The sequence below is a fragment of the Pseudomonas sp. P867 genome, from assembly GCF_019891455.1.
In the GTDB taxonomy this organism is placed as follows: Bacteria; Pseudomonadota; Gammaproteobacteria; order Pseudomonadales; family Pseudomonadaceae; genus Aquipseudomonas; species Aquipseudomonas synxantha_A.
Genome location: NZ_JAFLXB010000010.1, coordinates 194933 through 216166, shown reverse-complemented (window position 1 = coordinate 216166; position 21234 = coordinate 194933). Strand labels below are relative to the sequence as shown.

The 21234-nt window shown below is 60.8% G+C and carries 18 protein-coding genes; 8 read left to right on the top strand and 10 right to left on the bottom strand.

Annotated features, from left to right (window positions below; genetic code table 11):
- Positions 1-117 precede the first annotated feature (117 nt).
- Positions 118-2772, bottom strand: a complete 2655-nt coding sequence (gene gyrA, locus J1G33_RS19425; RefSeq protein WP_005786294.1) for a DNA gyrase subunit A — start codon at positions 2770-2772, stop codon at positions 118-120.
- A 424-nt stretch (positions 2773-3196) separates the two neighbouring features.
- Complete coding sequence (gene mtnA, locus J1G33_RS19420; RefSeq protein WP_223018558.1) at positions 3197-4267, bottom strand: S-methyl-5-thioribose-1-phosphate isomerase; 1071 nt, start codon at positions 4265-4267, stop codon at positions 3197-3199.
- A gap of 109 nt (positions 4268-4376) precedes the next feature.
- Between mtnA and J1G33_RS19415 the strand changes: the two genes are divergently transcribed.
- The 4 genes from J1G33_RS19415 (at position 4377) to J1G33_RS19400 (ending at position 7957) form a co-directional block, all read left to right on the top strand.
- Entirely contained in the window at positions 4377-5708 is a 1332-nt protein-coding gene (locus J1G33_RS19415) for a TRZ/ATZ family hydrolase (protein WP_032877179.1), read from the top strand.
- A gap of 64 nt (positions 5709-5772) precedes the next feature.
- Positions 5773-6471 carry a bifunctional 2-polyprenyl-6-hydroxyphenol methylase/3-demethylubiquinol 3-O-methyltransferase UbiG gene (ubiG, locus tag J1G33_RS19410; protein WP_003172645.1) on the top strand — a complete coding sequence of 233 codons (699 nt, stop codon included), beginning with the start codon at positions 5773-5775 and terminating at the stop codon, positions 6469-6471.
- Between the two features lie 4 nt (positions 6472-6475).
- Positions 6476-7147, top strand: a complete 672-nt coding sequence (gene mupP, locus J1G33_RS19405; protein WP_032877180.1) for an N-acetylmuramic acid 6-phosphate phosphatase MupP — start codon at positions 6476-6478, stop codon at positions 7145-7147.
- A 69-nt stretch (positions 7148-7216) separates the two neighbouring features.
- The gene (locus tag J1G33_RS19400; RefSeq protein ID WP_032877181.1) at positions 7217-7957 is read left to right on the top strand and encodes a YciK family oxidoreductase; all 741 of its coding nucleotides are present in this window, start codon (positions 7217-7219) and stop codon (positions 7955-7957) included.
- 133 nt (positions 7958-8090) lie between these two features.
- Here the strand turns inward: J1G33_RS19400 and J1G33_RS19395 are convergent, their stop codons facing one another.
- The 6 genes from J1G33_RS19395 to J1G33_RS19370 are packed head-to-tail and all read right to left on the bottom strand — an operon-like array spanning position 8091 to position 14250.
- Complete coding sequence (locus tag J1G33_RS19395; RefSeq protein ID WP_223018557.1) at positions 8091-9605, bottom strand: ABC transporter substrate-binding protein; 1515 nt, start codon at positions 9603-9605, stop codon at positions 8091-8093.
- 31 nt (positions 9606-9636) lie between these two features.
- Positions 9637-10608 (bottom strand): ABC transporter ATP-binding protein, encoded by a 972-nt coding sequence (locus J1G33_RS19390; protein WP_032877183.1) that lies wholly within the window; start codon positions 10606-10608, stop codon positions 9637-9639.
- On the bottom strand, positions 10605-11561 hold the full coding sequence (locus tag J1G33_RS19385; RefSeq protein WP_032877184.1) for an ABC transporter ATP-binding protein: 957 nt from the start codon (positions 11559-11561) through the stop codon (positions 10605-10607). Before J1G33_RS19385 ends, J1G33_RS19390 begins: the two co-directional genes overlap by 4 nt.
- Complete coding sequence (locus J1G33_RS19380; protein ID WP_103733563.1) at positions 11558-12415, bottom strand: ABC transporter permease; 858 nt, start codon at positions 12413-12415, stop codon at positions 11558-11560. Before J1G33_RS19380 ends, J1G33_RS19385 begins: the two co-directional genes overlap by 4 nt.
- Entirely contained in the window at positions 12412-13359 is a 948-nt protein-coding gene (locus tag J1G33_RS19375) for an ABC transporter permease (protein WP_032877185.1), read from the bottom strand. The genes J1G33_RS19380 and J1G33_RS19375 overlap by 4 nt, the downstream gene beginning before the upstream one ends.
- A 3-nt stretch (positions 13360-13362) precedes the next feature.
- Positions 13363-14250 carry a proline iminopeptidase-family hydrolase gene (locus J1G33_RS19370; protein ID WP_032877186.1) on the bottom strand — a complete coding sequence of 296 codons (888 nt, stop codon included), beginning with the start codon at positions 14248-14250 and terminating at the stop codon, positions 13363-13365.
- Between the two features lie 183 nt (positions 14251-14433).
- Here J1G33_RS19370 and J1G33_RS19365 point away from each other — a divergent pair, with 183 nt between their 5' ends.
- Positions 14434-15198, top strand: a complete 765-nt coding sequence (locus J1G33_RS19365; protein WP_005786276.1) for a LuxR family transcriptional regulator — start codon at positions 14434-14436, stop codon at positions 15196-15198.
- Positions 15199-15288: 90 nt separating this feature from the next.
- Positions 15289-16221: a proline iminopeptidase-family hydrolase gene (locus J1G33_RS19360; protein ID WP_103733561.1), complete on the top strand. Its 933-nt coding sequence runs from the start codon at positions 15289-15291 to the stop codon at positions 16219-16221.
- 100 nt (positions 16222-16321) lie between these two features.
- Here J1G33_RS19360 and J1G33_RS19355 read toward each other — a convergent pair whose 3' ends face one another.
- Positions 16322-17824, bottom strand: coding sequence for a nucleobase:cation symporter-2 family protein (locus J1G33_RS19355; protein WP_032877188.1), 1503 nt, complete (start codon positions 17822-17824; stop codon positions 16322-16324).
- Between the two features lie 157 nt (positions 17825-17981).
- Between J1G33_RS19355 and J1G33_RS19350 the strand changes: the two genes are divergently transcribed.
- Positions 17982-18815 carry a nucleoside-binding protein gene (locus tag J1G33_RS19350; RefSeq protein ID WP_223018556.1) on the top strand — a complete coding sequence of 278 codons (834 nt, stop codon included), beginning with the start codon at positions 17982-17984 and terminating at the stop codon, positions 18813-18815.
- 127 nt (positions 18816-18942) lie between these two features.
- Here the strand turns inward: J1G33_RS19350 and punC are convergent, their stop codons facing one another.
- Positions 18943-20127 (bottom strand): purine nucleoside transporter PunC, encoded by a 1185-nt coding sequence (punC, locus tag J1G33_RS19345; protein ID WP_223018555.1) that lies wholly within the window; start codon positions 20125-20127, stop codon positions 18943-18945.
- 122 nt (positions 20128-20249) lie between these two features.
- On the opposite strand from punC, the gene punR reads away from it, so the two are divergent.
- Positions 20250-21164: a DNA-binding transcriptional activator PunR gene (gene punR / locus J1G33_RS19340; RefSeq protein ID WP_223018554.1), complete on the top strand. Its 915-nt coding sequence runs from the start codon at positions 20250-20252 to the stop codon at positions 21162-21164.
- The last annotated feature ends 70 nt before the right edge of the window (positions 21165-21234 follow it).

Below are 21234 nucleotides of genomic sequence, written 5' to 3'. Positions count from 1 at the left end.
GATGCTATCGCAGGCAAGCCAGCTCCCACATGGACCGCGTCCAGGCAAAGGACGTGTATTTTTCAAAGGGGACAAACAACAAGGGGGCGAATCTTCATCCGCCCCCTGTGTGTCCGCTTATTCCTGCGGTTCTTCTTCGTCTGCGGCAGCATCGAGGGTTGGCTCGTCGACGTTGTCATCGCCGGCTGCGATCACCTCGCCGTCGAACTCCTCGCCTTCCAGCTCTTCACCTTCAACTTCCGAAGGCTCCTGCACACGCTCCAGGCCGACCAGTTTTTCATCCTTGGCCAGCTTGATCAGGGTCACGCCCTGGGTATTACGGCCCAGGCTCGACACTTCAGCCACACGGGTACGCACCAGGGTGCCCTGGTCGGAAATCAGCATGATCTCCTCGCCATCAAGCACCTGTACCGCGCCAACCAGGCGGCCGTTGCGGTCGTTGCTGACCATGGCGATCACGCCCTGGCCGCCACGCTTGTACTCCGGGAACTCGCTGATGGCAGTGCGCTTGCCATAGCCACGCTCGGAAGCGGTGAGGATCTGGCTGCCTTCTTCCGGGATCAGCATCGAAATCAGCTTCTGCCCTTCCGGCAGGCGCATACCACGTACACCGCGGGCGGTACGGCCCATCGCCCGCACGTCGGATTCCTTGAAGCGCGTAACCTTGCCGCCATCGGAGAACAGCATGACTTCGCGCTCACCATCGGTAATGGCGGCGGAAATCAGTACGTCACCTTCATCCAGCTCCAGGGCGATCAGGCCCACGCTGCGTTGACGGCTGAAGGATTCCAGCGGGGTCTTCTTCACGGTGCCCTTGGCGGTAGCCATGAAGATGAAGTGACCTTCGGTGTATTCCTCGACCGGCAGCATGGTGGTGATGTATTCATCACTGTCCAGCGGCAGCAGGTTGACCAATGGGCGACCACGGGCAGCACGGGAAGCTTCCGGGATTTCGTAGGTTTTGAGCCAGTACACCTTGCCCTTGCTGGAGAACAGCAGCAGCGTGGTGTGGCTGTTGGCGACCAGCAGGTGAGCGATGTAGTCCTCATCCTTGACGCCGGTAGCCGATTTACCTTTACCGCCACGACGCTGGGCCTGATACGCAGCCAACGGCTGGGTCTTGGCATAGCCACCGTGGGAGATGGTCACGACGCGCTCTTCTTCCGGGATCATGTCACCCAGGGTCAGGTCCAGGCGCGCATCGAGGATTTCGGTGCGGCGCACGTCGCCGTACTCGGCGCGGATCACTTCCAGTTCTTCGCGGATCACTTCCATCAGGCGCACAGCACTGCTGAGGATGCGGATCAACTCGCCGATCTGGTTGAGGATCTCCTGGTACTCGGCCAGCAGCTTCTCGTGCTCAAGGCCGGTCAGGCGATGCAGGCGCAGTTCCAGGATGGCCTGGGCCTGCTCCGGCGACAGGAAGTACTTGCCTTCGCGCAGGCCGTATTGCGGGTCCAGGGTTTCCGGACGGCAAGAATCGGCGCCTGCGCGCTCAACCATGGCCACCACGGCACTGGATTCCCAAGGCGTGCTGATCAACGCTTCCTTGGCTTCCGACGGGGTTGGCGAGGCCTTGATCAGGGCGATCACCGGGTCGATGTTCGACAACGCAACGGCCTGGCCTTCCAGGATGTGGCCGCGCTCGCGAGCCTTGCGCAGTTCGAACACGGTACGGCGGGTGACCACTTCGCGACGGTGACGTACGAAGGCTTCCAGCAGGTCCTTGAGGTTCAGGATGCGTGGGCGGCCGTCGATCAGTGCAACCACGTTGATACCAAACACGCTTTGCAGCTGGGTCTGGGCGTAGAGGTTGTTGAGGATCACCTCAGGCACTTCGCCACGACGCAGTTCGATCACCACGCGCATACCGTCTTTGTCGGACTCGTCGCGCAGTTCGGTAATGCCTTCGAGCTTCTTCTCTTTAACCAGCTCGGCGATCTTCTCAATCAGACGCGCCTTGTTCAACTGGTACGGGAGTTCGGTGATGACGATCTGCTGGCGGCCACCGACCTTGTCGATGTCTTCGATCATCGAACGGGCACGCATGTAAATGCGCCCGCGACCGGTGCGGTAGGCTTCGATGATGCCGGCGCGACCGTTGATGATCGCGGCGGTCGGGAAGTCCGGGCCGGGGATGTACTGCATCAGCTCATCGACAGTCAGCTCGGGGTTGTCGATAAGGGCCAGGCAACCGTCGATGACTTCACCGAGGTTGTGCGGCGGGATGTTGGTGGCCATGCCCACGGCGATACCGCTGGAGCCGTTGACCAGCAGGTTGGGGATCTTGGTGGGCATGACGGCCGGGATCATTTCGGTGCCGTCGTAGTTCGGCACCCAGTCCACGGTTTCTTTATGCAGGTCGGCCAGCAGCTCGTGCGCCAGCTTGGTCATGCGCACTTCGGTGTATCGCATGGCCGCGGCGTTGTCGCCGTCGACCGAACCGAAGTTGCCCTGGCCGTCTACCAGCAGGTAGCGCAGGGAAAACGGCTGGGCCATCCGAACGATGGTGTCGTACACCGCAGTGTCGCCGTGAGGGTGATACTTACCGATCACGTCACCGACAACACGGGCAGATTTCTTGTACGGCTTGTTCCAGTCGTTACCCAGCTCGCTCATCGCGAACAGCACACGCCGGTGCACGGGCTTCAAGCCATCGCGCGCATCAGGCAGTGCCCGACCGACAATTACGCTCATCGCGTAGTCGAGGTAGGACTGTTTCAGCTCGTCTTCGATATTGACCGGGAGGATTTCTTTGGCCAGTTCGCCCATGAGAAGCCTGATTCCTTTTTCGGGTGAAACCTCGTCACATCCATTCGGGACGAACGAAGCTCGCCGCTGCCGGCACGGTGCCTGACAACGACTTACGACAAATCAACGAGTTATGACACGGATCTGCGCGTTATGAGCAACCCCTCGGGGCAGCCCTGGAAACCGCCGGATGTTATCACAATCGCCGCCACGCACCTATCCCCCTGATGCGCATGGAGGCTAGTAATTTGACGGATGACAGGCTTGAAGGGGACGAGAGGGGCTCAGAGGTGGGGTGATGCTGTTTTTTGAGGATGGATCCGAGGGTTTTATTGACTTTCGGGCCCAATCGGGGGCAAGCCCCCTCCCACACTTGAATTGTGAACACAGTCAAAATGTGGGAGGGGGCTTGCCCCCGATTGCTATTTCACAGACACCACTGTCCTCAATGCAGCCGCTTACGGCACATCAACCTGGCCAATTTGGCAGTATCCGGCCGCTCGACCACGCCTTTCTCGGTCACGATCACATCAATCAGGTCGGCCGGGGTCACATCAAATACCGGATTAAACCCATCCACCTCCAGGCGCTGCCCCATGACGTGCAGCAGCTCAGCGGGATCGCGCGCCTCCAGTGCAACATCATCGCCAGTAGCCATCATCAAATCGAGCGTCGAACTCGACGCCACCACCATAAAGCGCACGCCATGGTGCATGGCACAGACGGCCAGCTGATAAGTGCCGATCTTGCTGATCACGTCGCCATTGGCAGCAATACAGTCAGCACCGACCACCACCCAGGTCACGCCTTTGGTCTTGAGGATATGCGCCCCGGCGGAGTCGGCATTCACCGTCACCGGGATGCCCTCGCCCGCCAACTCCCACGCCGTCAGGCGCGAGCCTTGCAGCCATGGACGGGTTTCGTTGACATAGACCTGCTCGACCAGCCCCTCCAGGAACGCCGCGCGAATCACGCCGTGGGCCGTGCCGACACCGCCCGTGGCCAATGCACCTGCGTTGCCATGGGTGAGGATCGCCTGGGCGTTGCCCTGGTGCTTGCGAATCCGCTCCATACCCAACTGGGCCATGACCACATTGGCCTCCCGGTCGCTTTCATGGATCACAATGGCCTGGGCTTCCAGCACGACAACCGGGTCGGCGTGCTGCTTGAGGCGGTCCAGGCAGTCGCGCATATTCTTGAGTGCCCAGAACAGATTCGACCCGGTCGGGCGGCTATCGGCCAGCAGCGCGTAGTCTTCTTCCCACGCTGCCTGCCAGTCGCCACCCTCGGCAATGCGCTCACGGGCAGCCAGCACCAGGCCATAGGCGGCACTGATGCCGATGGCTGCTGAGCCCCGCACCACCATCGAACGAATGGCCTCGGCCACCGCCGCGACGGTATGGCAGGCCACCCAGCTCTCCCGGGACGGCAACACGCGCTGATCGAGCAGGTACAGCGCGCCGTCACGCCAATCGATGGCCTTCACTTTCTCTGCAGCCAACAGTCGGTCGCGCATCCCTTACCCCGCACTCATGAACAAAAGCCGCGGATTATAGCGATCCGCCAGCCAGGACGCTCGGGTATACTTCGCCCTTCTTTTATAGCTGCCTGGGAAGAAGCCTGCGATGACCTCCACTGCCGCCCCGCTCGACGTGTTGCTCTTGCCGACCTGGCTGGTACCGGTCGAACCTGCCGGCGTGGTGCTCAAAGAGCATGGTCTGGGCATCCGCGATGGGCGCATTGCCTTTATCGGCCCACGGGCCGCCGCATTGAAGCTGGCGGCCAATGAGGTGCGCGAACTGCCCGGCATGTTGCTCAGCCCCGGCTTGATCAACGCCCACGGCCATGCGGCAATGAGCCTGTTCCGTGGCTTGGCCGATGACCTGCCGTTGATGACCTGGCTGGAAAAACACATCTGGCCGGCCGAAGCCAAATGGGTCGATGAAGCCTTTGTGCGCGACGGCACCAACCTGGCCATCGCCGAACAGATCAAGGGCGGCATCACCTGCTTCTCCGACATGTACTTCTTCCCCAAGGTCGCCAGCGATTGCGTGCACAATAGCGGTATGCGCGCGCAGATCGCCATGCCGATCCTCGACTTCCCGATTCCCGGCGCCAGCACTGCCGACGAGGCGCTTCGCCAGGGCATCGAGCTGTTCGGCGACCTCAAGCACCACCCGCGCATCAAGATCACCTTCGGCCCTCACGCGCCCTACACCGTGTGCGACGCCAACCTGGAAAAGATCCGGGTGATCGCCGAAGAGCTGGACGCCGCGATCCATATGCATGTGCATGAAACCGCCTTTGAAGTACAACAAGCCGTGGAGCAGACCGGCGAGCGGCCATTGGCGCGCCTGGGTCGCCTCGGCTTGCTCGGGCCGCGCTTCCAGGCCGTTCACATGACCCAAATCAGCGAAGAAGACTTGGCTTTGCTGGTAGAAAGCAACACCAGCGTCATCCATTGCCCGGAATCGAACCTGAAACTGGCCAGCGGCTTTTGCCCGGTTGAGCGCTTGTGGCAGGCTGGGGTCAATGTGGCCATCGGCACCGACGGCGCCGCCAGCAACAATGACCTGGACCTGCTGGGCGAAACCCGTACCGCCGCGATGCTGGCCAAGGCCGTCGCCGGCTCGGCCACCGCCCTGGACGCCCACCGTGCCCTGCGCATGGCAACGCTCAACGGTGCACGGGCCATGGGCCTGGAAAGCCAGATTGGCTCGCTGGAAGTCGGCAAGGCCGCAGATATAGTCGCCTTCGATCTGTCGGGGCTGGCGCAACAACCGATCTACGATCCGGTCTCACAGCTTATATATGCCACCGGACGCGATTGCGTGAAACACCTTTGGGTCGCCGGCAAGCTATTGCTCGACGACCGGCAATTGACCCGCATGGATGAACAACAGTTGACCGCCACGGCCATTGCCTGGGGCCAACGCATCAGCGGGCACAGCGAATAACGAAGGCGCTGAGCCCATGCGCTCGGCACCCACTCACCGATTTTTCAGATTTAGAGGATTCATCATGAGCAACGTCGACCACGCAGAAATCGCCAAATTCGAAGCCCTCGCCCACCGCTGGTGGGACCGCGAGAGCGAGTTCAAACCCCTGCACGACATCAACCCGCTGCGGGTCAACTGGATTGACGAGCGCGTCAACCTGGCCGGCAAGAAGGTGCTGGACGTGGGTTGCGGCGGCGGCATCCTCAGCGAAGCCATGGCTCAACGCGGCGCGACCGTGATGGGTATCGACATGGGCGAAGCGCCATTGGCCGTGGCGCAGTTGCACCAGCTCGAATCCGGCGTGAGCGTGGAATACCGCCAGATCACCGCCGAAGCCCTGGCCGAGGAAATGCCCGAGCAGTTCGACGTGGTGACCTGCCTTGAGATGCTGGAACACGTGCCGGACCCATCCTCGGTCATCCGTGCGTGCTTCCGTATGGTCAAGCCGGGCGGCCAGGTGTTCTTCTCCACCATCAACCGCAACCCCAAGGCTTACCTGTTCGCGATCATTGGCGCCGAATACATCATGAAGCTGCTGCCGCGTGGCACCCATGACTTCAAGAAATTCATCCGCCCCTCCGAGCTGGGTGCGTGGAGCCGTCAGGCCGGGCTGACCGTCAAGGACATCATCGGCCTGACCTACAACCCGCTGACCAAGCACTACAAGCTGGCCAGCGATGTTGACGTCAACTACATGATCCAGACCCTGCGCGAGGAGTAAGCCTGTGAAGTTGCGAGCGGTTCTCTTCGACATGGACGGTACCCTGCTGGATACCGCGCCGGACTTTATCGCCATCTGCCAGGCCATGCGCGCCGACCGCGGCCTGGAACCGATCAACCCGCAGCACATCCGCGATGAAATCTCCGGCGGTGCGCGGGCGATGGTTGCCGTGACCTTTTCGATGGATCCTGAATCGCCAGGCTTTGAAGAGCTGCGCCAGGAATTCCTCGATCGCTACCTCAAGGGCTGCGCGGTGCACAGCAAACTGTTCGACGGCATGGCCGAGTTGCTGGAAGACATCGAGAAGGCCAAGTTGATCTGGGGTGTGGTCACCAACAAGCCCGTGCGCTTTGCCGAACCGATCATGCAGCAACTGGGCCTGGCCGAGCGCTCGGCCGTGCTGATCTGCCCGGACCACGTGAAGAACAGCAAGCCGGACCCGGAGCCGATGATTCTGGCGTGTAAGCTGCTCGACCTCGACCCGGCGAGCGTATTGTTCGTGGGCGATGACCTACGTGATATCGAATCCGGCCGCGATGCCGGTACGCGCACGGCGGCGGTCACCTATGGCTATATCCACCCGGATGACAACCCACGTCACTGGGGCGCGGATGTGGTGGTGGATCACCCGCTGGAATTGCGCAAGGTGCTGGATAACGCGCTGTGCAGTTGCTGATGGCTCCCACATTGGATTTTCAATGCACTCAAAATTGGTATTACCTACTGAATTTTGTCGAGGCTATTTATGTTTGATTATTCTGCCCCTCCAGAACTGCTCAAAGGCCGGGTCATCCTGGTCACCGGCGCCGGCCGCGGGATTGGCGCAGCAGCAGCAAAGACCTATGCCGCCCATGGCGCCACCGTGCTGTTGCTGGGCAAGACCGAAGCCAACCTGGCCCAGGTGTATGACCAGATCGAAGCCGCCGGCCAGCCGCAACCGGTGGTGATCCCGTTCAACCTGGAGACCGCCCTGCCCCATCAATACGATGAGCTGGCAGCGATGATCGAAAAAGAATTCGGCCGCCTCGACGGCCTGTTGCACAACGCCTCGATCATCGGCCCACGCACGCCCATCGAGCAGTTGTCCGGCGAGAATTTCATGCGCGTGATGCATGTAAACGTCAACGCGATGTTCATGCTGACCAGCACCTTGCTGCCGCTGCTCAAGCTGTCCCAGGATGCATCGGTGGTGTTCACCTCCAGCAGCGTCGGGCGCAAGGGGCGGGCGTACTGGGGGGCTTATGGTGTATCGAAGTTTGCTACCGAAGGCTTGATGCAAACCCTGGCCGATGAGCTGGAAGATGTAGCGGCAGTGCGCGCCAACAGCATCAACCCGGGCGGTACACGCACGAGTATGCGGGCCCAGGCGTATCCCGGTGAGAATCCGATGGAAAGGCCGGCGCCGGAAGACATCATGCCGGTGTACCTGTACCTGATGGGGCCGGACAGTGCTGGCATCAATGGGCAGGCGTTTGATGCGCAGTAAGCCCTGACACCCCGCAAAAAAATGTGGGAGCTGGCTTGCCTGCGATAGCATCACTGCGGTGTAACTGAAGCACCAAGGTGTCTGCATCGCAGGCAAGCCAGCTCCCACACTGCTTTGTGGTGTAGTCAAAAACTCAGTTTTTGACTACTTCTTCAAGGGTGAAACGGCCCAGCGGGTTCTGCAGGAAGTTGCTCACATTCTTGCGTGAAATATTGATGTACGGGCTGTAGTACAGGTCAATCCAGTTCACATCCTGTTTCGCCAGTTTCTGCAACTCGACATACATCTGCTCACGCTTGGCCGGGTCTGCCTCGACTCGCGCCGCAGCTACCAGCGCCTTGACCTTGTCGTTCTTGTAGCGGGTCATGTAGTTCTGGTTGGTGTCGTGGCCCAGCACGAAGGTGGTCTTCTGGTCCGGGTCGAGGATGTCGTTGGTCCAGTACATCACCGAAATATCGTACTCACCGTCCACCAGCATCTGCCAGCTTTGGGTCGGGTCGACCTTTTGCAGGTTGGCGGTCACGCCGACCTTGGCCAACTGGTCCTTGATGATCACCGCAATCTGCTCGTCGGCCTCGTTGCCGGCGTTGACCACGTAGTTGAGCTTCAAGTCCTTGGCACCAGCCTCCTCCAGCAGTTTCCTGGCCTCAGTCGGGTCATAAGGACGTTGCAGGTTGTTGGCGTAGTGGTACAGCGAGCCTTTGGGAATGTAGGAATACGCCACGGTGCCTTGACCGTAAGTAGCGGTTTTCACCAGCGATTGTTTGTCGATGGCCATGTCCAATGCCTGGCGCACCTGCGGCTTGGCGAGCAAGCCGTGCTCGTGGTTGATCAACAAGTGATCTTCACGGGTAGACGGGTCGGCGTGGATCACCACGTTCTTGTCTTTCTTCAGCTCTTCGACCCGCGAGAACGGTACGAAGATCGCCGTGTCGAGTTCGTTGTTCTGCACCATGCGCATACGGGTGTTGTCGTCGGTCACCGACACCCACTCCACGCCGTCGAGGCTGACGTTATTGGCCTGCCAGAAATTCGGGTTCTTCTTCAGGATCACCCGGTCGCCCTTGCGCCACTCTTCCACGGTAAACGCGCCGGACGTCACCGGGTTTTCCGAGTAGGCGTCTTCGCCCATCGTGGTCATGGCTTTTTCCGACAGGATCGACACCGTCGGCGACGCCAATTGCGAGAGGAAGGCCACCGCCGGGGTTTTCAGAGTGACCACCAGGGTCTTCGCATCGCTGGCCTTGGCGGTGTTGATCAGGCTGAACGGATCGCTCCACAACGACGCCTTGTTGTCGCGGATGCGCAACAGGCTGAACGCCGCGTCGGCCGCGGTGATCTTTGATCCGTCGGAGAACTTCGCTTCACGCAGTTTGAAGGTGTAGGTCAAGCCATCCTCGGATATCTCCCAGCTCTCGGCCACGCCCGGTTCCATCTTGGTGCCCAGGTTATCCACGCGCACCAGGGTGTCGTAGACGTTGGCAAATACCCAGGTGTCGCGGTTTTGTGCGCTTTTGATCGGGTCGAAGGTGGTGCTGTCTTCACGGCAGCCGATGGTGAGGACACCAGCGGCCTGGGCCAGTCCTGCGGTCAGCGACCAGGCGGTCAGCGTAGCGGCGGCGAGCAACTTCAAGTGGCGCGATTGCATATCACAACTCCTTGTTAATGAATGGCAGAGGTCAAGGCAAAGGTTCTTCAAGCACGCAACTGTACCGATGCTCGTGCAGGAAATGGGTCGGCGGCAACACCGCGGAACACACGGCTCGCGCATACCGGCAACGCGGGTGAAACGCACAGCCTGTAGGCAGATTCAGTGGGCTTGGTGGCTCACCCGGCAAGGGGTGCGCGGGCAATGGCCGATGCGGGTCAATCTCGGGAATCGCCTCGATCAACGCCGCCGTATACGGATGACGCGGCGTGGTGAACACCGCCTCCACCGGCCCTTCTTCGACGATCTTGCCCAGGTACATCACCGCCACGCGGTCGCACAGGCGCCGCACGATGGCCAGGTCATGGGCGATAAACAGGATCGCCAGGTTCATGCGTTGTTGCAGTTCCAGCAGCAAGTTGATGATCTGGCCCTGGATCGACACATCCAGCGCGGCCACGCATTCATCGGCAATGATCAGGCGCGGCTCCACCGCCAGTGCCCGGGCGATACCCACGCGCTGGCATTGGCCGCCGCTGAGGGAGCCCGGTTTGCGCCCGGCCAACTCGGGGCGCAGGCCCACCAACTCCAGCAGCTCATTGACGCGTGCCGGGATCTGCTCCACAGCCACCTTGCGCTGCACGCGCAACACCTCGGCGAGGGTTTCGCCAATGCTGTGCCGGGGGTTCAGCGCGGCGTACGGGTCCTGGAAAATCATCGCGGTTTCATGGCGCAGGCGGGCGATGTCGATGGCGCTGCCGTGCGCCATATCGATACCGTCAAACAGCACCTGGCCGGCGCTGATCGGGTTGAGGTGCAAAATCGCCCGGCCCAGGGTGCTCTTGCCGCTGCCGGACTCGCCCACCAAGCCGAGGGTTTCACCGGCGGCAAGGTTCAGCGACACCCCGTTCACCGCCCTCACCCACTGCTTGTTCAGGCCGAGCAGGCCACTGCCGGACGCGGCAAAGCGCACCTCCAGGTCCTTGATCTGCAACAGGCTCATGGGCGACCTCCCAGTGGATAGTGACAGGCCACGCGTGCGCCTTGGGGCAACAGCTCGGTGCATAAGGCCCCGGCCTGCGGGCAACGCGGATTAAAGCGGCAACCGTCAGGCAAGGCATCGAGCAACGGCGGCTGGCCAGGGATTGTGCGCAACAAGGCATGACCGCTGCTGTGGGCCGGCTGGCAGTCGATCAGCCCAGCGGTATAGGGATGTTGCGGCCGCGCCAGCAGCTCGTATTTGCTGCCGTGCTCGCACAGGCGCCCGGCGTACATCACCGCGATGGAATCGCAGGTTTGCGCGACCACGCCCAGGTCATGGGTGATCATGATGATCGACAGGCCACGCTGGTCGCGCAGGTCGAGCAACAGGCGCAGGATTTGCGCCTGCACCGTCACATCCAGGGCCGTGGTCGGCTCGTCGGCAATCAGCACTTTCGGGTTGCAGCCCAGTGCCACGGCGATCATCGCGCGCTGGCGCATACCGCCGGAAAACTCATGGGGATAGTTGTCGACCCGCGCCTGCGGGTCAGGAATCCCGACCTGGCGCAGCACCTCGATAGCCTGCAAGCGGGCGTCCTTTTTCGACGCACCTTGATGCAGGCGGATGCCCTCGGCGATCTGCTCGCCGATGCGCATCAGCGGATCCAGGTGGCTGCTGGGGTTCTGGAAGATCATGCCCAGTTGCCCGCCACGCACGGCGCGCATACCGGCGTCATCCAGTTGCAGCAGGTCCTGGCCGGCCAGGCGTACGGCGCCGCCTTGCACACGCAGGCTGGGCGATGGCAGCAGGCGCATCAAGCCGCGGCAGGCCATGGTCTTGCCCGACCCGCTCTCACCCACCAGGCCGAGAATCTCACCTTCGGCCAGGTCGAAGGACACGCGATCCACCAAGGTGACATCACGCCCGCTGTTGTTGGCGATCACGCTGAGGTCGCGCACTTGCAGCAGGCTCACGAGCGGTCCCCCAACACTTGCGCGACACCGTCGGCCAACAGGCTGAAGCCCATGGCCAGGGTCACAACGGCCAACCCCGGGAAGGTGCAGATCCACCAGGCCGTGGTGATAAAGGCTTGCCCCTCGGCCACCATCGTCCCCCATTCCGCGGTAGGCGGTTGCACGCCCAGGCCCAGGTAACTCACGGCGGCGCCGTTGAGCAGCACCAGCACCGCGTCGGACATGGAAAACACGATGGAGCCAAACAGGGCATTGGGCAGCAAATGCCGGAACAGAATGCGCCCATGGCCAAACCCCAGGCTCTTGGCGGCCAGGGCAAACTCGCTTTCCTTGAGCACCAGGATCTGCGAGCGAATCAACCGCGCATACGACACCCAGCCCACCAGTGCCATGGCGATATAAAAGCTCTGCAAGCCAGGCCCCAGAATGGCCATGATCGCCAGCATCAGCACCAGGAACGGGAACGCCAGCACCACATCGATCACGCGCATACAGAAACTGTCGAAACGCCCACCCACATAACCGGACACCGCGCCGACGAAAGTGCCGATGATGAACGGGAAGATCACCCCGACAATCGCCAGTTGCAGGTCGATGCGCGCGCCCCAGATCACCCGCGATAACACATCCCGGCCGTAATTGTCGGTACCCAGCGGATGGGCAAGGCTGGGCGCCAGCAAACTCATGTCGGTGTTTTGGGCGATGGGGTCAAACGGTGCGATCCACGGCGCAAACAGCGCCAGGGCCAGCCACGTCAACAGGATCAGCAGGCCCCAGGCGGCGGTCAGGCGGCCATTGCGAAAGCCAAAGCGCAGGCGCAAGCGCCAGGGTGCAATCAGTGGGCGGCTGCTCATTGCATCTTCACCCGTGGGTCGAGGGCGACCGTTACTATGTCGGCGACGAAGTTGACCACCACCGTGGCACAGGCCAGCACCATCGCCACGCCCTGCACCACCATGTAGTCACGGGTGAAAATACCGCGCACCAGCAATTGGCCGATGCCCGGAATCGCAAACAGGCTTTCGATGACCACCGTACCGCTGATCAGCCAGCCGATGTTGACCGCCAGCAGGTTGACGGCCGGCACCAGGGAGTTGGGCAGTACATGCCGACGAAACACCGCAGCCTCGGACAAGCCTCGGGCCCGGGCGGCGGTGACATGATCGGCCTGCAGCTCCATCAACATACTCGCCCGCAGGTTGCGCACCAGCACCGCCGACAGCGCCAGGGCGATGGTCAGGCACGGCAACACCATATGGTGGGCCTTGTCCAGCCAGGTCCGCCCATAGCCAGACACCGGGAACAGGCCCCATTGCACGCTCAGCAGCAGGATCAGCATCAAGCCCAGCCAGAATGCCGGCATCCCCAGGCCGACCGTGGTGAAAACGCGGATCAGGTTGTCCGCCCAACCGCCTTTGTGGCGCGCCGCTACTGTCGCCAGCGGCACCGCGATCAGCAACGCCAGGGCCACGCTGCCCAGCACCAGCACCAGCGTCGGCTCGATGCGGGTAACGATCAGTTTCAGCGCGTCGACCTTGTACAGCAGCGATTGGCCGAGGTCGCCCTTGAGCAGGTTTTTCAGGAAGTAGAAATATTGCAGCCACAAGGGCTGGTCGAGGCCGAACTGGGCACGGATTTTCAGCAGCGCATCCGGCGTACTGCGCGAGCCAAGCAAAGCCCGCGCTGGGTCGCCGGGGATCGAGCGCACCAACACAAAAGTGATCAGGCTGATGCCAAACAGCACCGGCAGCAGTTGCAACGGCCGGGACAGGACAAAACGGTAACGCGCCAGGTTCATCCGTCAGCCTCGGTTGCGAGCGAGAAAGTCCAGCAGCACCGGGAAGTACGCTTGAGGTTCCTCATAAAACGGCATATGGCTGCTATTGGGGAATACGTGCAGTTCGGCGTGTGTGGCGGCCAGCTTCATGCGCATGGCGCAGGCGGGGGTCAGTTCGTCGTGCTGGCCGGTAGTGATCAGGATCGGCATCCTGAATTCAGCCATCTCCTTGAGGCGGTTCCAGTCCTTGAGATTGCCGATATAAAGGAACTCGTTGGGGCCCTGCATGGTTGCGTAGGGCCCCATGTTCCAGTCGCCCAGGGAGCGTTTGAGCGGCTCCGGCCACTCGTCGAGGCGGCACACATGGCGGTAGTTGAGCAAGGTGATGGCGGCCTGGTATTGCGGGTGGTCGAGGGTGCCCATGGCTTCGTGGCGTTGCATCATGGCCACGGTTTCGCTGCCCAGGGCGCCTCGCAGGCGTTCGAGCTCCTGGGACAGATGGGGAATGTCGCCGACGGTGTTTTCCAGGATCAGGCTTTTCAGCGCATCGGGATAATGGATGGCGTATTCGATACCGAGCCAACCGCCCCAGGAATGCCCGAGCAAATGCACGCGGCCCAGGCCCAGGGCTTGGCGCACGGTCTCGACTTCTTCGACATAACGGCGGATTTCCCACAGCGCAACATCGGTCGGTCTGGCTGATGCGCCCGTGCCAAGCTGGTCGAATGCAACCACTCGCAGGTTATGCGCTTTGAGCCAGCCATGAGCGTCACGCAGATAGTCACACGGCAGGCCTGGGCCGCCGTTGAGACACAGCAGCACTTCATCGCCTTCGCCAAAGCTGTAGACCACGAGGTTATGGCCGTCGACTTGTACGTTGTACTGCTGGTCGGGGGCAATTTCACGCCACATGCATACATTCCTTGTGTTGTATCGGCCTGGCGGGTAGCGGCCGTTTATCAGGTCAACACTACCGAGGATACCGTGCGTCCATAACCTAGTATTTCCTATAGGTTTGGCCTGGCTGTCCTTCGCCGGGGCGTGGCATTCTACTTGCAGCAAGTCGAGATTCAAATGAATTCGGGAGCAGAACGGATGCTGGCCAAGCTGACCGCCTTCAATAATCGCCTCATGCCGGGCAGGAGCCTGGATGAACAGATGGACAATACGTTTATTCTCGCCCAACAACTGGGCTTCGATGCGCTGGTGTACGACTACACGCCGGTGCCCATCGACCTCAATGGCACGCTGATTACCCCCTCGGTGTTGCAACTGCGCAACACACCGCCCGATTGGCACGCCTTATGGTGCAGCGAAGGGTTTTACCAGATTGACCCGGTGCAGCACCTGGCGTTGAGCACGGTATCGCCGTTTGTCTGGTCCTATGAAGCGAAAACCGAGACCGCCCTGCAAAAAATCATCGACCCGTGCCACGCCCCCGTTTCCTCGTACCTGCACGAACGTGAACTGACCTGCGGCGTCAGCGTGCCCATTCACTTGCCCCGTGGTGGCTTCGCATCGCTGACCGGCCTGCGCACCGGCAAGGCGCGCACGGTATTGAAGGACGCACAGCACACATTGGCCGACTTCAGCCTGATCACCCATGCCCTGCAGGAAGCGGCTTACCCGTTGTTCAGCAAGGAACTGCGCGCCTACCCGCACATCCACCTGACCAAGCGCGAACGCGAATGCCTGAAATGGGCCGCCGATGGGCTGACCGCCGCCGAAATCGCCACCAAACTGAGCCGCTCCCTGGCAGTCGTCACCCTGCACCTGGCCTCGGCCATGCACAAACTGGGGGCCAAGAACCGCGTCCAAGCGGTGGTGCGGGCCACCCATTACCGCTTGCTGGAAGGTTGAGTTTTCGCAAAAACCTAGCTGTTTTGCTAGTTACCTAAACTTTTTGTTCAGATTATCGTAACCCTGATCATTTTTTTCAGAGGGTACGAAATGGAATTCATCGAAAAAGTTCGCGAAGGCTTCGCACCCTTTGGCGCCTACCAGACCTGGTATCGCGTCACCGGTGACCTGGGCACGGGCCGCACGCCGCTGGTGATCATCCATGGCGGCCCGGGCTGCACCCACGATTACGTCGATGCCTTCAAGGATGTCGCCGCCAGCGGCCACGCGGTGATCCACTATGACCAACTGGGCAACGGTCGCTCCACGCACCTGCCCCACAAAGATCCTTCGTTCTGGACAATCGGTCTGTTCCTCGACGAGTTGAACAACCTGCTGGACCACCTGCAGATCAGCGAGAACTACGCGATCCTCGGTCAATCCTGGGGCGGTATGCTGGGCAGCGAACACGCGATCTTGCAGCCCAAGGGCCTGCGCGCGTTTATCCCCGCCAACTCACCGACCTGTATGCGCACCTGGGTCAGCGAAGCCAATCGCCTGCGTAAACTGCTGCCCGAAGGCGTGCACGAAACCCTGCTCAAACATGAACAGGCCGGCACTTATCAAGACCCGGAATACCTGGCGGCCTCGCGGATTTTCTATGACCAGCACGTGTGCCGGGTCAACCCATGGCCCGAGGAAGTGGCGCGCACCTTCGCCCAGGTCGACGCAGACCCGACGGTGTACCACGCCATGAGCGGCCCGACTGAATTCCACGTGATCGGCAGCTTGAAGGACTGGAACGTGATTGGCCGCCTGGACGCGATCAAGGTGCCGACCCTGGTGATTTCCGGTAGGCATGACGAAGCCACACCGCTGGTGGTCAAGCCGTTTCTGGATGAGATAGCAGACGTGCGCTGGGCACTGTTTGAAGACTCCAGCCACATGCCCCATGTGGAAGAACGCCAGGCGTGCATGGGGACCGTGGTGAAGTTTTTGGATGAGGTGTGTTCAATGCCGCACAAAGCCCGCAAGGCTGGCTAGATTCCAATGTGGGAGGGGGCTTGCTCCCGATGACGGTGTATAAGTCAATATCTTCAGTGGCTGACACACTGCTATCGGGAGCAAGCCCCCTCCCACATTTTTAGACCTCTGTGGTTTCGGGTTTTGCGGCTTTCTTCGAGGTATCCGCTACCAGAGGAATCTCCTTACCCTCTGCATCAAACAACTTCCCGCCCCGGTAATAATCCCCATCACGCAGCGCGGCCACGTCGCGAAAGCACAGGCTGCGCTCAGTCCCCGCCACAAACACTGACTGCTGGTCCGAGTTACCCGCGGTGAAGTGGTTGAACGCCAGGTTCAGCAAGATCGCCATGATCGCCGACGAACTGATACCCGAGTGGAAGATGGTCGCGAACCAGCTCGGGAACTGATCGTAAAAGCTCGGCGCGGCGATGGGGATCATGCCAAAGCCGATGGACGTGGCAACGATGATCAGGTTCATGTTGTTGCGGTAATCCACCTTGGACAGCGTACGAATGCCACTGGCCGCGACCGTGCCGAACAACACGATCCCCGCGCCACCCAGCACCGAGGTGGGCACCGCCGCGATCACCCGCCCCATAAAGGGCAACAGGCCCAGCACCACCAGGAACACCCCGCCGGTGGCCACCACAAAGCGGCTCTTCACACCGGTCACCGCCACCAGGCCGACATTCTGGGCGAACGCGCTTTGGGTGAACGAACCAAAGATCGGCGCGAACATACTCGACAGCATGTCGGCGCGCAGGCCATTGCCCAGGCGCTTGGAGTCAACCTTGGTGTCGATGATCTCGCCCACTGCGAGGATGTCCGCCGAAGTTTCCACCAGCGTCACCATCACCACGATGCACATGGAAATGATCGCGGCCACATGAAAGGTCGGCATACCAAAGTGGAAAGGTGTAGGAAAGCCAAACATCGGCCCTTGCGTGACGCTGGAGAAGTCAGCCATGCCAAGCAGTACGGCGATTACTGTGCCGATCACCATTGCCAGCAGGATCGACAAACGCGAGATCGTGGCGCTACCGATTTTGCTCAATAGCAGCACCAGCACCAGAGTCAGGGCCGCGAGGCCGACATTCGACATGCTGCCGAAATCCGCCGCACGGCTGTTGCCGCCCATGGCCCAGCGCGCAGCCACTGGCATCAGCGTCAGACCGATAGTAGTGATCACGATGCCGGTCACCAGTGGCGGAAAAAATTTGGTAATGCGTGAAAACACCGGGGTGATCAACAGGCCGATCAACGACGCGGCCATCACCGCACCGAGAATTGCCGGAATACCTCCCGCACCGTCGCTGCCGACAATCGCCACCATGGTCGCCACACCCGCGAACGACACGCCCTGCACCAGTGGCAACTGACAGCCGAAGAACGGCAGGCCAAGGGTTTGCAGCAACGTGGCCAAGCCACCGGCAAATAACGACGCGGCAATCAACAGACCAATATCCGCCGGCGACAACCCGGCAGCCTGGCCGACGATCAACGGCACGGCGACGATGCCGCCGTACATGGTGAGTACATGCTGCAGGCCGTAAGCCATGTTGGCGGCAACGCCCAGATTTTCATCTTCGGGCCGCTGCGGTGACGCCTTCGGGATAGTCATGGTGAGGGGTTCTCTGTTTTTGTTGTGCGCTCACTGTATGCAATATTCAGACTGTATGTCCATAGAGTTGTATACAATCAATCGAACAAGATACCCTCCCGCGGCGTTACAAAAATAATCCGGCCGTCATGAGCCAGAACGCCAAAGGACAAAAATAATGAAAAAGGCACTACAGGGCGCAACCGTTGCATTGACCCTTCTGGGCGGTGGTGAGGCTGTCGCGGTGGAATGGATGAACAACAGCGTAGGATTTCGCTACGGCCAGCACTTCACCAATCCGAACAACCCCGACGATTTCAGCAAGCGCATCTACAGCTTCACCCACGCCAGCGGCTACCGCTACGGCAGCAACTTCCTCAACCTCGATGTGTTTCTGTCCGATAGCCGTGACCCACGCAAGGGTACCGACCATGGCGGCAGCGAGGTGTATGCCGTGTACCGGCACCAGCTGTATGCCTCGCGCGTGTTCGATCTGCCGCCGGACACCGGGTTGATCAAGGATTACGCCCTGACCCTGGGTTTCGACGCCAACCGCAACAACAACTTCGCCTCAGCCAAAAAGCGCGCGCTGGTGATCGGCCCGACCTTGAAGTTCAACACCGTCGGCGTGCTGGACCTGAGCCTGATGTACTACAAGGAAAAGAACCACACCGGCATTCCCGGCGCGCAAGAGTCGAATCACACCTTCGACGACACCTACATGCTTAACCTGACGTGGATGCGCCCGTTCGAGGTCGGCAACCACGCGGCGAAATTCCAGGGGTTTATCAATTACGTCGGGGAGAAAGGCGAGGACTATCATGGCCGCGATACGGCACCGGAAGCGCTCATGCGCACGGCGCTGATGGTGGCGGTGCGGCCGGGTAAAAGCGTCAAGCCGAACCTGTATTTAGGAGTGGGCTATGAGTACTGGCATAACAAGTTCGGCGTGGATGGTGGCCGTGGCAGCCGCACCTCAACGCCGACGCTGAACATGGAAGTCACGTTCTAACTGAAGAAATGCAAAAAAATGTGGGAGCTGGCTTGCCTGCGATAGCGGTGTATCAGTGCCAGATGGGCTAACTGACAGACCGCTATCGCAGGCAAGCCAGCTCCCACAGTTTGATCGTATTGTCAGCTCAGGCGCTGGCCAGTTCGGAAGTATTGCGCTTCGGCCGCGCCAGCCAATACCCCAACACAGCCAACGGCGCCGTCGCCAACATCACAATCACCGTAATCATCAGCGGTTGCTCGATCATCGACGACACCAACAAGCTGGCCAGGAAGCACAGCCCAAGTTGCAGGGTGTTTTGCAGGGCCGCCGCCTTGCCGGAGTTTTCTGCAAACGGCATCAGCGCATTCGCTACCACAATCGGGTAGCTGGCGCCGTTGCACAGCGCCATCAGGCAGAACGGGATCAGCAAGGTGGTCAAGGTCGGCACGCTCAGGGTGGCGACCAGGTACAACGCCACCATGCTCAAGCAATACGCAGCCAGCAGCCACGGCAACAGGACTTTGCCCGACAGGTGTTGCAGGGCGCTACGGCAACTATAGCCACCAACGAGAAACGCCAGGGTCGGCAATACGTAGCTCAGGCCGATGTCATTCGGGCTGTAGCCCATGCCGCCGAGGATGAACGGCGAGGCCGTGAGCCATGCGAAGAAGCTGGCCGAACAGGCGGCGAAAATCATCACGTTGCCGGTAAACACCCGCGAGGTGAGCAACTGTCCATACCCCAGACGCGTGGGTCCGCCCTTGTGCTCCACACGCTTGGGCAGGCTACGCAGGAACAAGGTCGGCAACAGCAGCAATAGTGACACCACCAGCAACACGCCGAAGATCGCCTGCCAGCCAAAGTGATTCAACACCATGGCGCCCAACAACGGTGCAAGGGCCGGCGACAGCGACATCAACGGCATGATGCTGGCGAAGACGCGATGGGCCTTGTCGGCCGGGTAGCGATCAATCACCAATGCCTGCCAGCTCACGGCCGCGGCACACACACCAATCGCCTGGATAAAGCGCAGCGCCAGTAGTTGCGGGGCGGTCTCGACCCAGAACATGCCCAGGCAACCGAGCACAAACAGGCTCAGGCCGGCGAGCAGGATAGGCTTGCGCCCCAGGCGGTCCGAGAGCGGCCCCCACACCAACTGCCCCACCGCAAAGCCGGCGAGAAAAATGCTCAAGCTGGCGCCCACCGCGCCGGCGCCAATCTGCAACTGCTCGCCCATGGCGCCAAACGCCGGCAAGTACATGTCCATGGCGAGATAGCCGAGCATACTCAGCCCCGCCAGATACCAGGTAAAACCAAAAGAATTTTTCATCGAAGCCTTGTAAAAACTGCCATCAAACTATTTGCTGACTGGCGCCCATTATGAAGCTGACAAAATCTGTGTGAAGCGATAATAATTGGACACTCTCATCAATAATTTTGAAGGCAGCCCACATGTGGTCGGAATATTCTCTGGATGTGGTCGACGCCGTCGCCCGTCACGGCAGCTTCAGCGCCGCCGCCCAGGAACTGCACCGCGTACCGTCGGCCATCAGTTACACCGTACGCCAACTTGAAGAATGGCTGGCCGTGCCCTTGTTTGTGCGCCGGCATCGCGACGTGGAACTGACCCCAGCCGGCCGCCTGTTTATCGACGAAGCCCGCAGCGTGATGAAGAAAATGCTCGGCACCCGACGCTTGTGCCAGCAGGTGGCCAATGGCTGGAGCGGCCAGTTGAAGGTGGCGGTGGACTCCATCGTCAAACCCCAGCGCTGCCGCCAATTGGTGCTGGACTTCTATCGGCAGTTTCCCGAGGTGGAACTGCTGCTCGAATACGAGGTGTACAACGGTGTATGGGATGCGCTGGCCGATGAGCGCACCGACATCGTGATCGGCGCCACCAGCGCAGTGCCAGTGGCCAGTCACTTCAGCTTCCGTGACATGGGCCTGTTGAACTGGCTGTGTGTGGTCAGTGCTCGGCACCCCTTGGCGGCGGTGGAAGGCTTGCTCAGTGATGACCAATTGCGCCCTTTCGCCTCACTGTGCATGACTGACACCTCGCGCAATCTGCCCAAGCGTGACACCTGGACCCTGGATAACCAGCGCCGCCTGGTGGTGCCCAACTGGGCTTCGGCCCTGGATTGCCTAAGCGATGGGCTGTGTGTAGGGATGGCGCCGGCCCATCAGGTATTGCCATGGATCGAGCGCGGCGAGTTGGTGGCGCTGCAATTGAGCCGGCCCTTTCCAGCCAGCCCATCATGCGTGGCGTGGGCGCAGAGCAAGCTTTCGCCAGCCATGGCGTGGTTGCTGGAATACCTGGGAGATACCGAAACCATGAACCAGGAATGGCTGAATGGCCCCTCCCTCTGAACCCCACACAGAACCACTGTGGGAGGGGGCTTGCTCCCGATAGCGGTGTATCAGTCAATATCTCCAGTGG

Coding starts and splice junctions, on each gene's coding strand:
- gyrA (WP_005786294.1), bottom strand. CDS start 2,772: ATGGGCGAACTGGCCAAAGAAATCCTCCCGGTCAATATCGAAGACGAG.
- mtnA (WP_223018558.1), bottom strand. CDS start 4,267: ATGCGCGACCGACTGTTGGCTGCAGAGAAAGTGAAGGCCATCGATTGG.
- J1G33_RS19415 (WP_032877179.1), top strand. CDS start 4,377: ATGACCTCCACTGCCGCCCCGCTCGACGTGTTGCTCTTGCCGACCTGG.
- ubiG (WP_003172645.1), top strand. CDS start 5,773: ATGAGCAACGTCGACCACGCAGAAATCGCCAAATTCGAAGCCCTCGCC.
- J1G33_RS19400 (WP_032877181.1), top strand. CDS start 7,217: ATGTTTGATTATTCTGCCCCTCCAGAACTGCTCAAAGGCCGGGTCATC.
- J1G33_RS19395 (WP_223018557.1), bottom strand. CDS start 9,605: ATGCAATCGCGCCACTTGAAGTTGCTCGCCGCCGCTACGCTGACCGCC.
- J1G33_RS19390 (WP_032877183.1), bottom strand. CDS start 10,608: ATGAGCCTGTTGCAGATCAAGGACCTGGAGGTGCGCTTTGCCGCGTCC.
- J1G33_RS19380 (WP_103733563.1), bottom strand. CDS start 12,415: ATGAGCAGCCGCCCACTGATTGCACCCTGGCGCTTGCGCCTGCGCTTT.
- J1G33_RS19375 (WP_032877185.1), bottom strand. CDS start 13,359: ATGAACCTGGCGCGTTACCGTTTTGTCCTGTCCCGGCCGTTGCAACTG.
- J1G33_RS19370 (WP_032877186.1), bottom strand. CDS start 14,250: ATGTGGCGTGAAATTGCCCCCGACCAGCAGTACAACGTACAAGTCGAC.
- J1G33_RS19365 (WP_005786276.1), top strand. CDS start 14,434: ATGCTGGCCAAGCTGACCGCCTTCAATAATCGCCTCATGCCGGGCAGG.
- J1G33_RS19360 (WP_103733561.1), top strand. CDS start 15,289: ATGGAATTCATCGAAAAAGTTCGCGAAGGCTTCGCACCCTTTGGCGCC.
- J1G33_RS19355 (WP_032877188.1), bottom strand. CDS start 17,824: ATGACTATCCCGAAGGCGTCACCGCAGCGGCCCGAAGATGAAAATCTG.
- J1G33_RS19350 (WP_223018556.1), top strand. CDS start 17,982: ATGAAAAAGGCACTACAGGGCGCAACCGTTGCATTGACCCTTCTGGGC.
- punC (WP_223018555.1), bottom strand. CDS start 20,127: ATGAAAAATTCTTTTGGTTTTACCTGGTATCTGGCGGGGCTGAGTATG.
- punR (WP_223018554.1), top strand. CDS start 20,250: ATGTGGTCGGAATATTCTCTGGATGTGGTCGACGCCGTCGCCCGTCAC.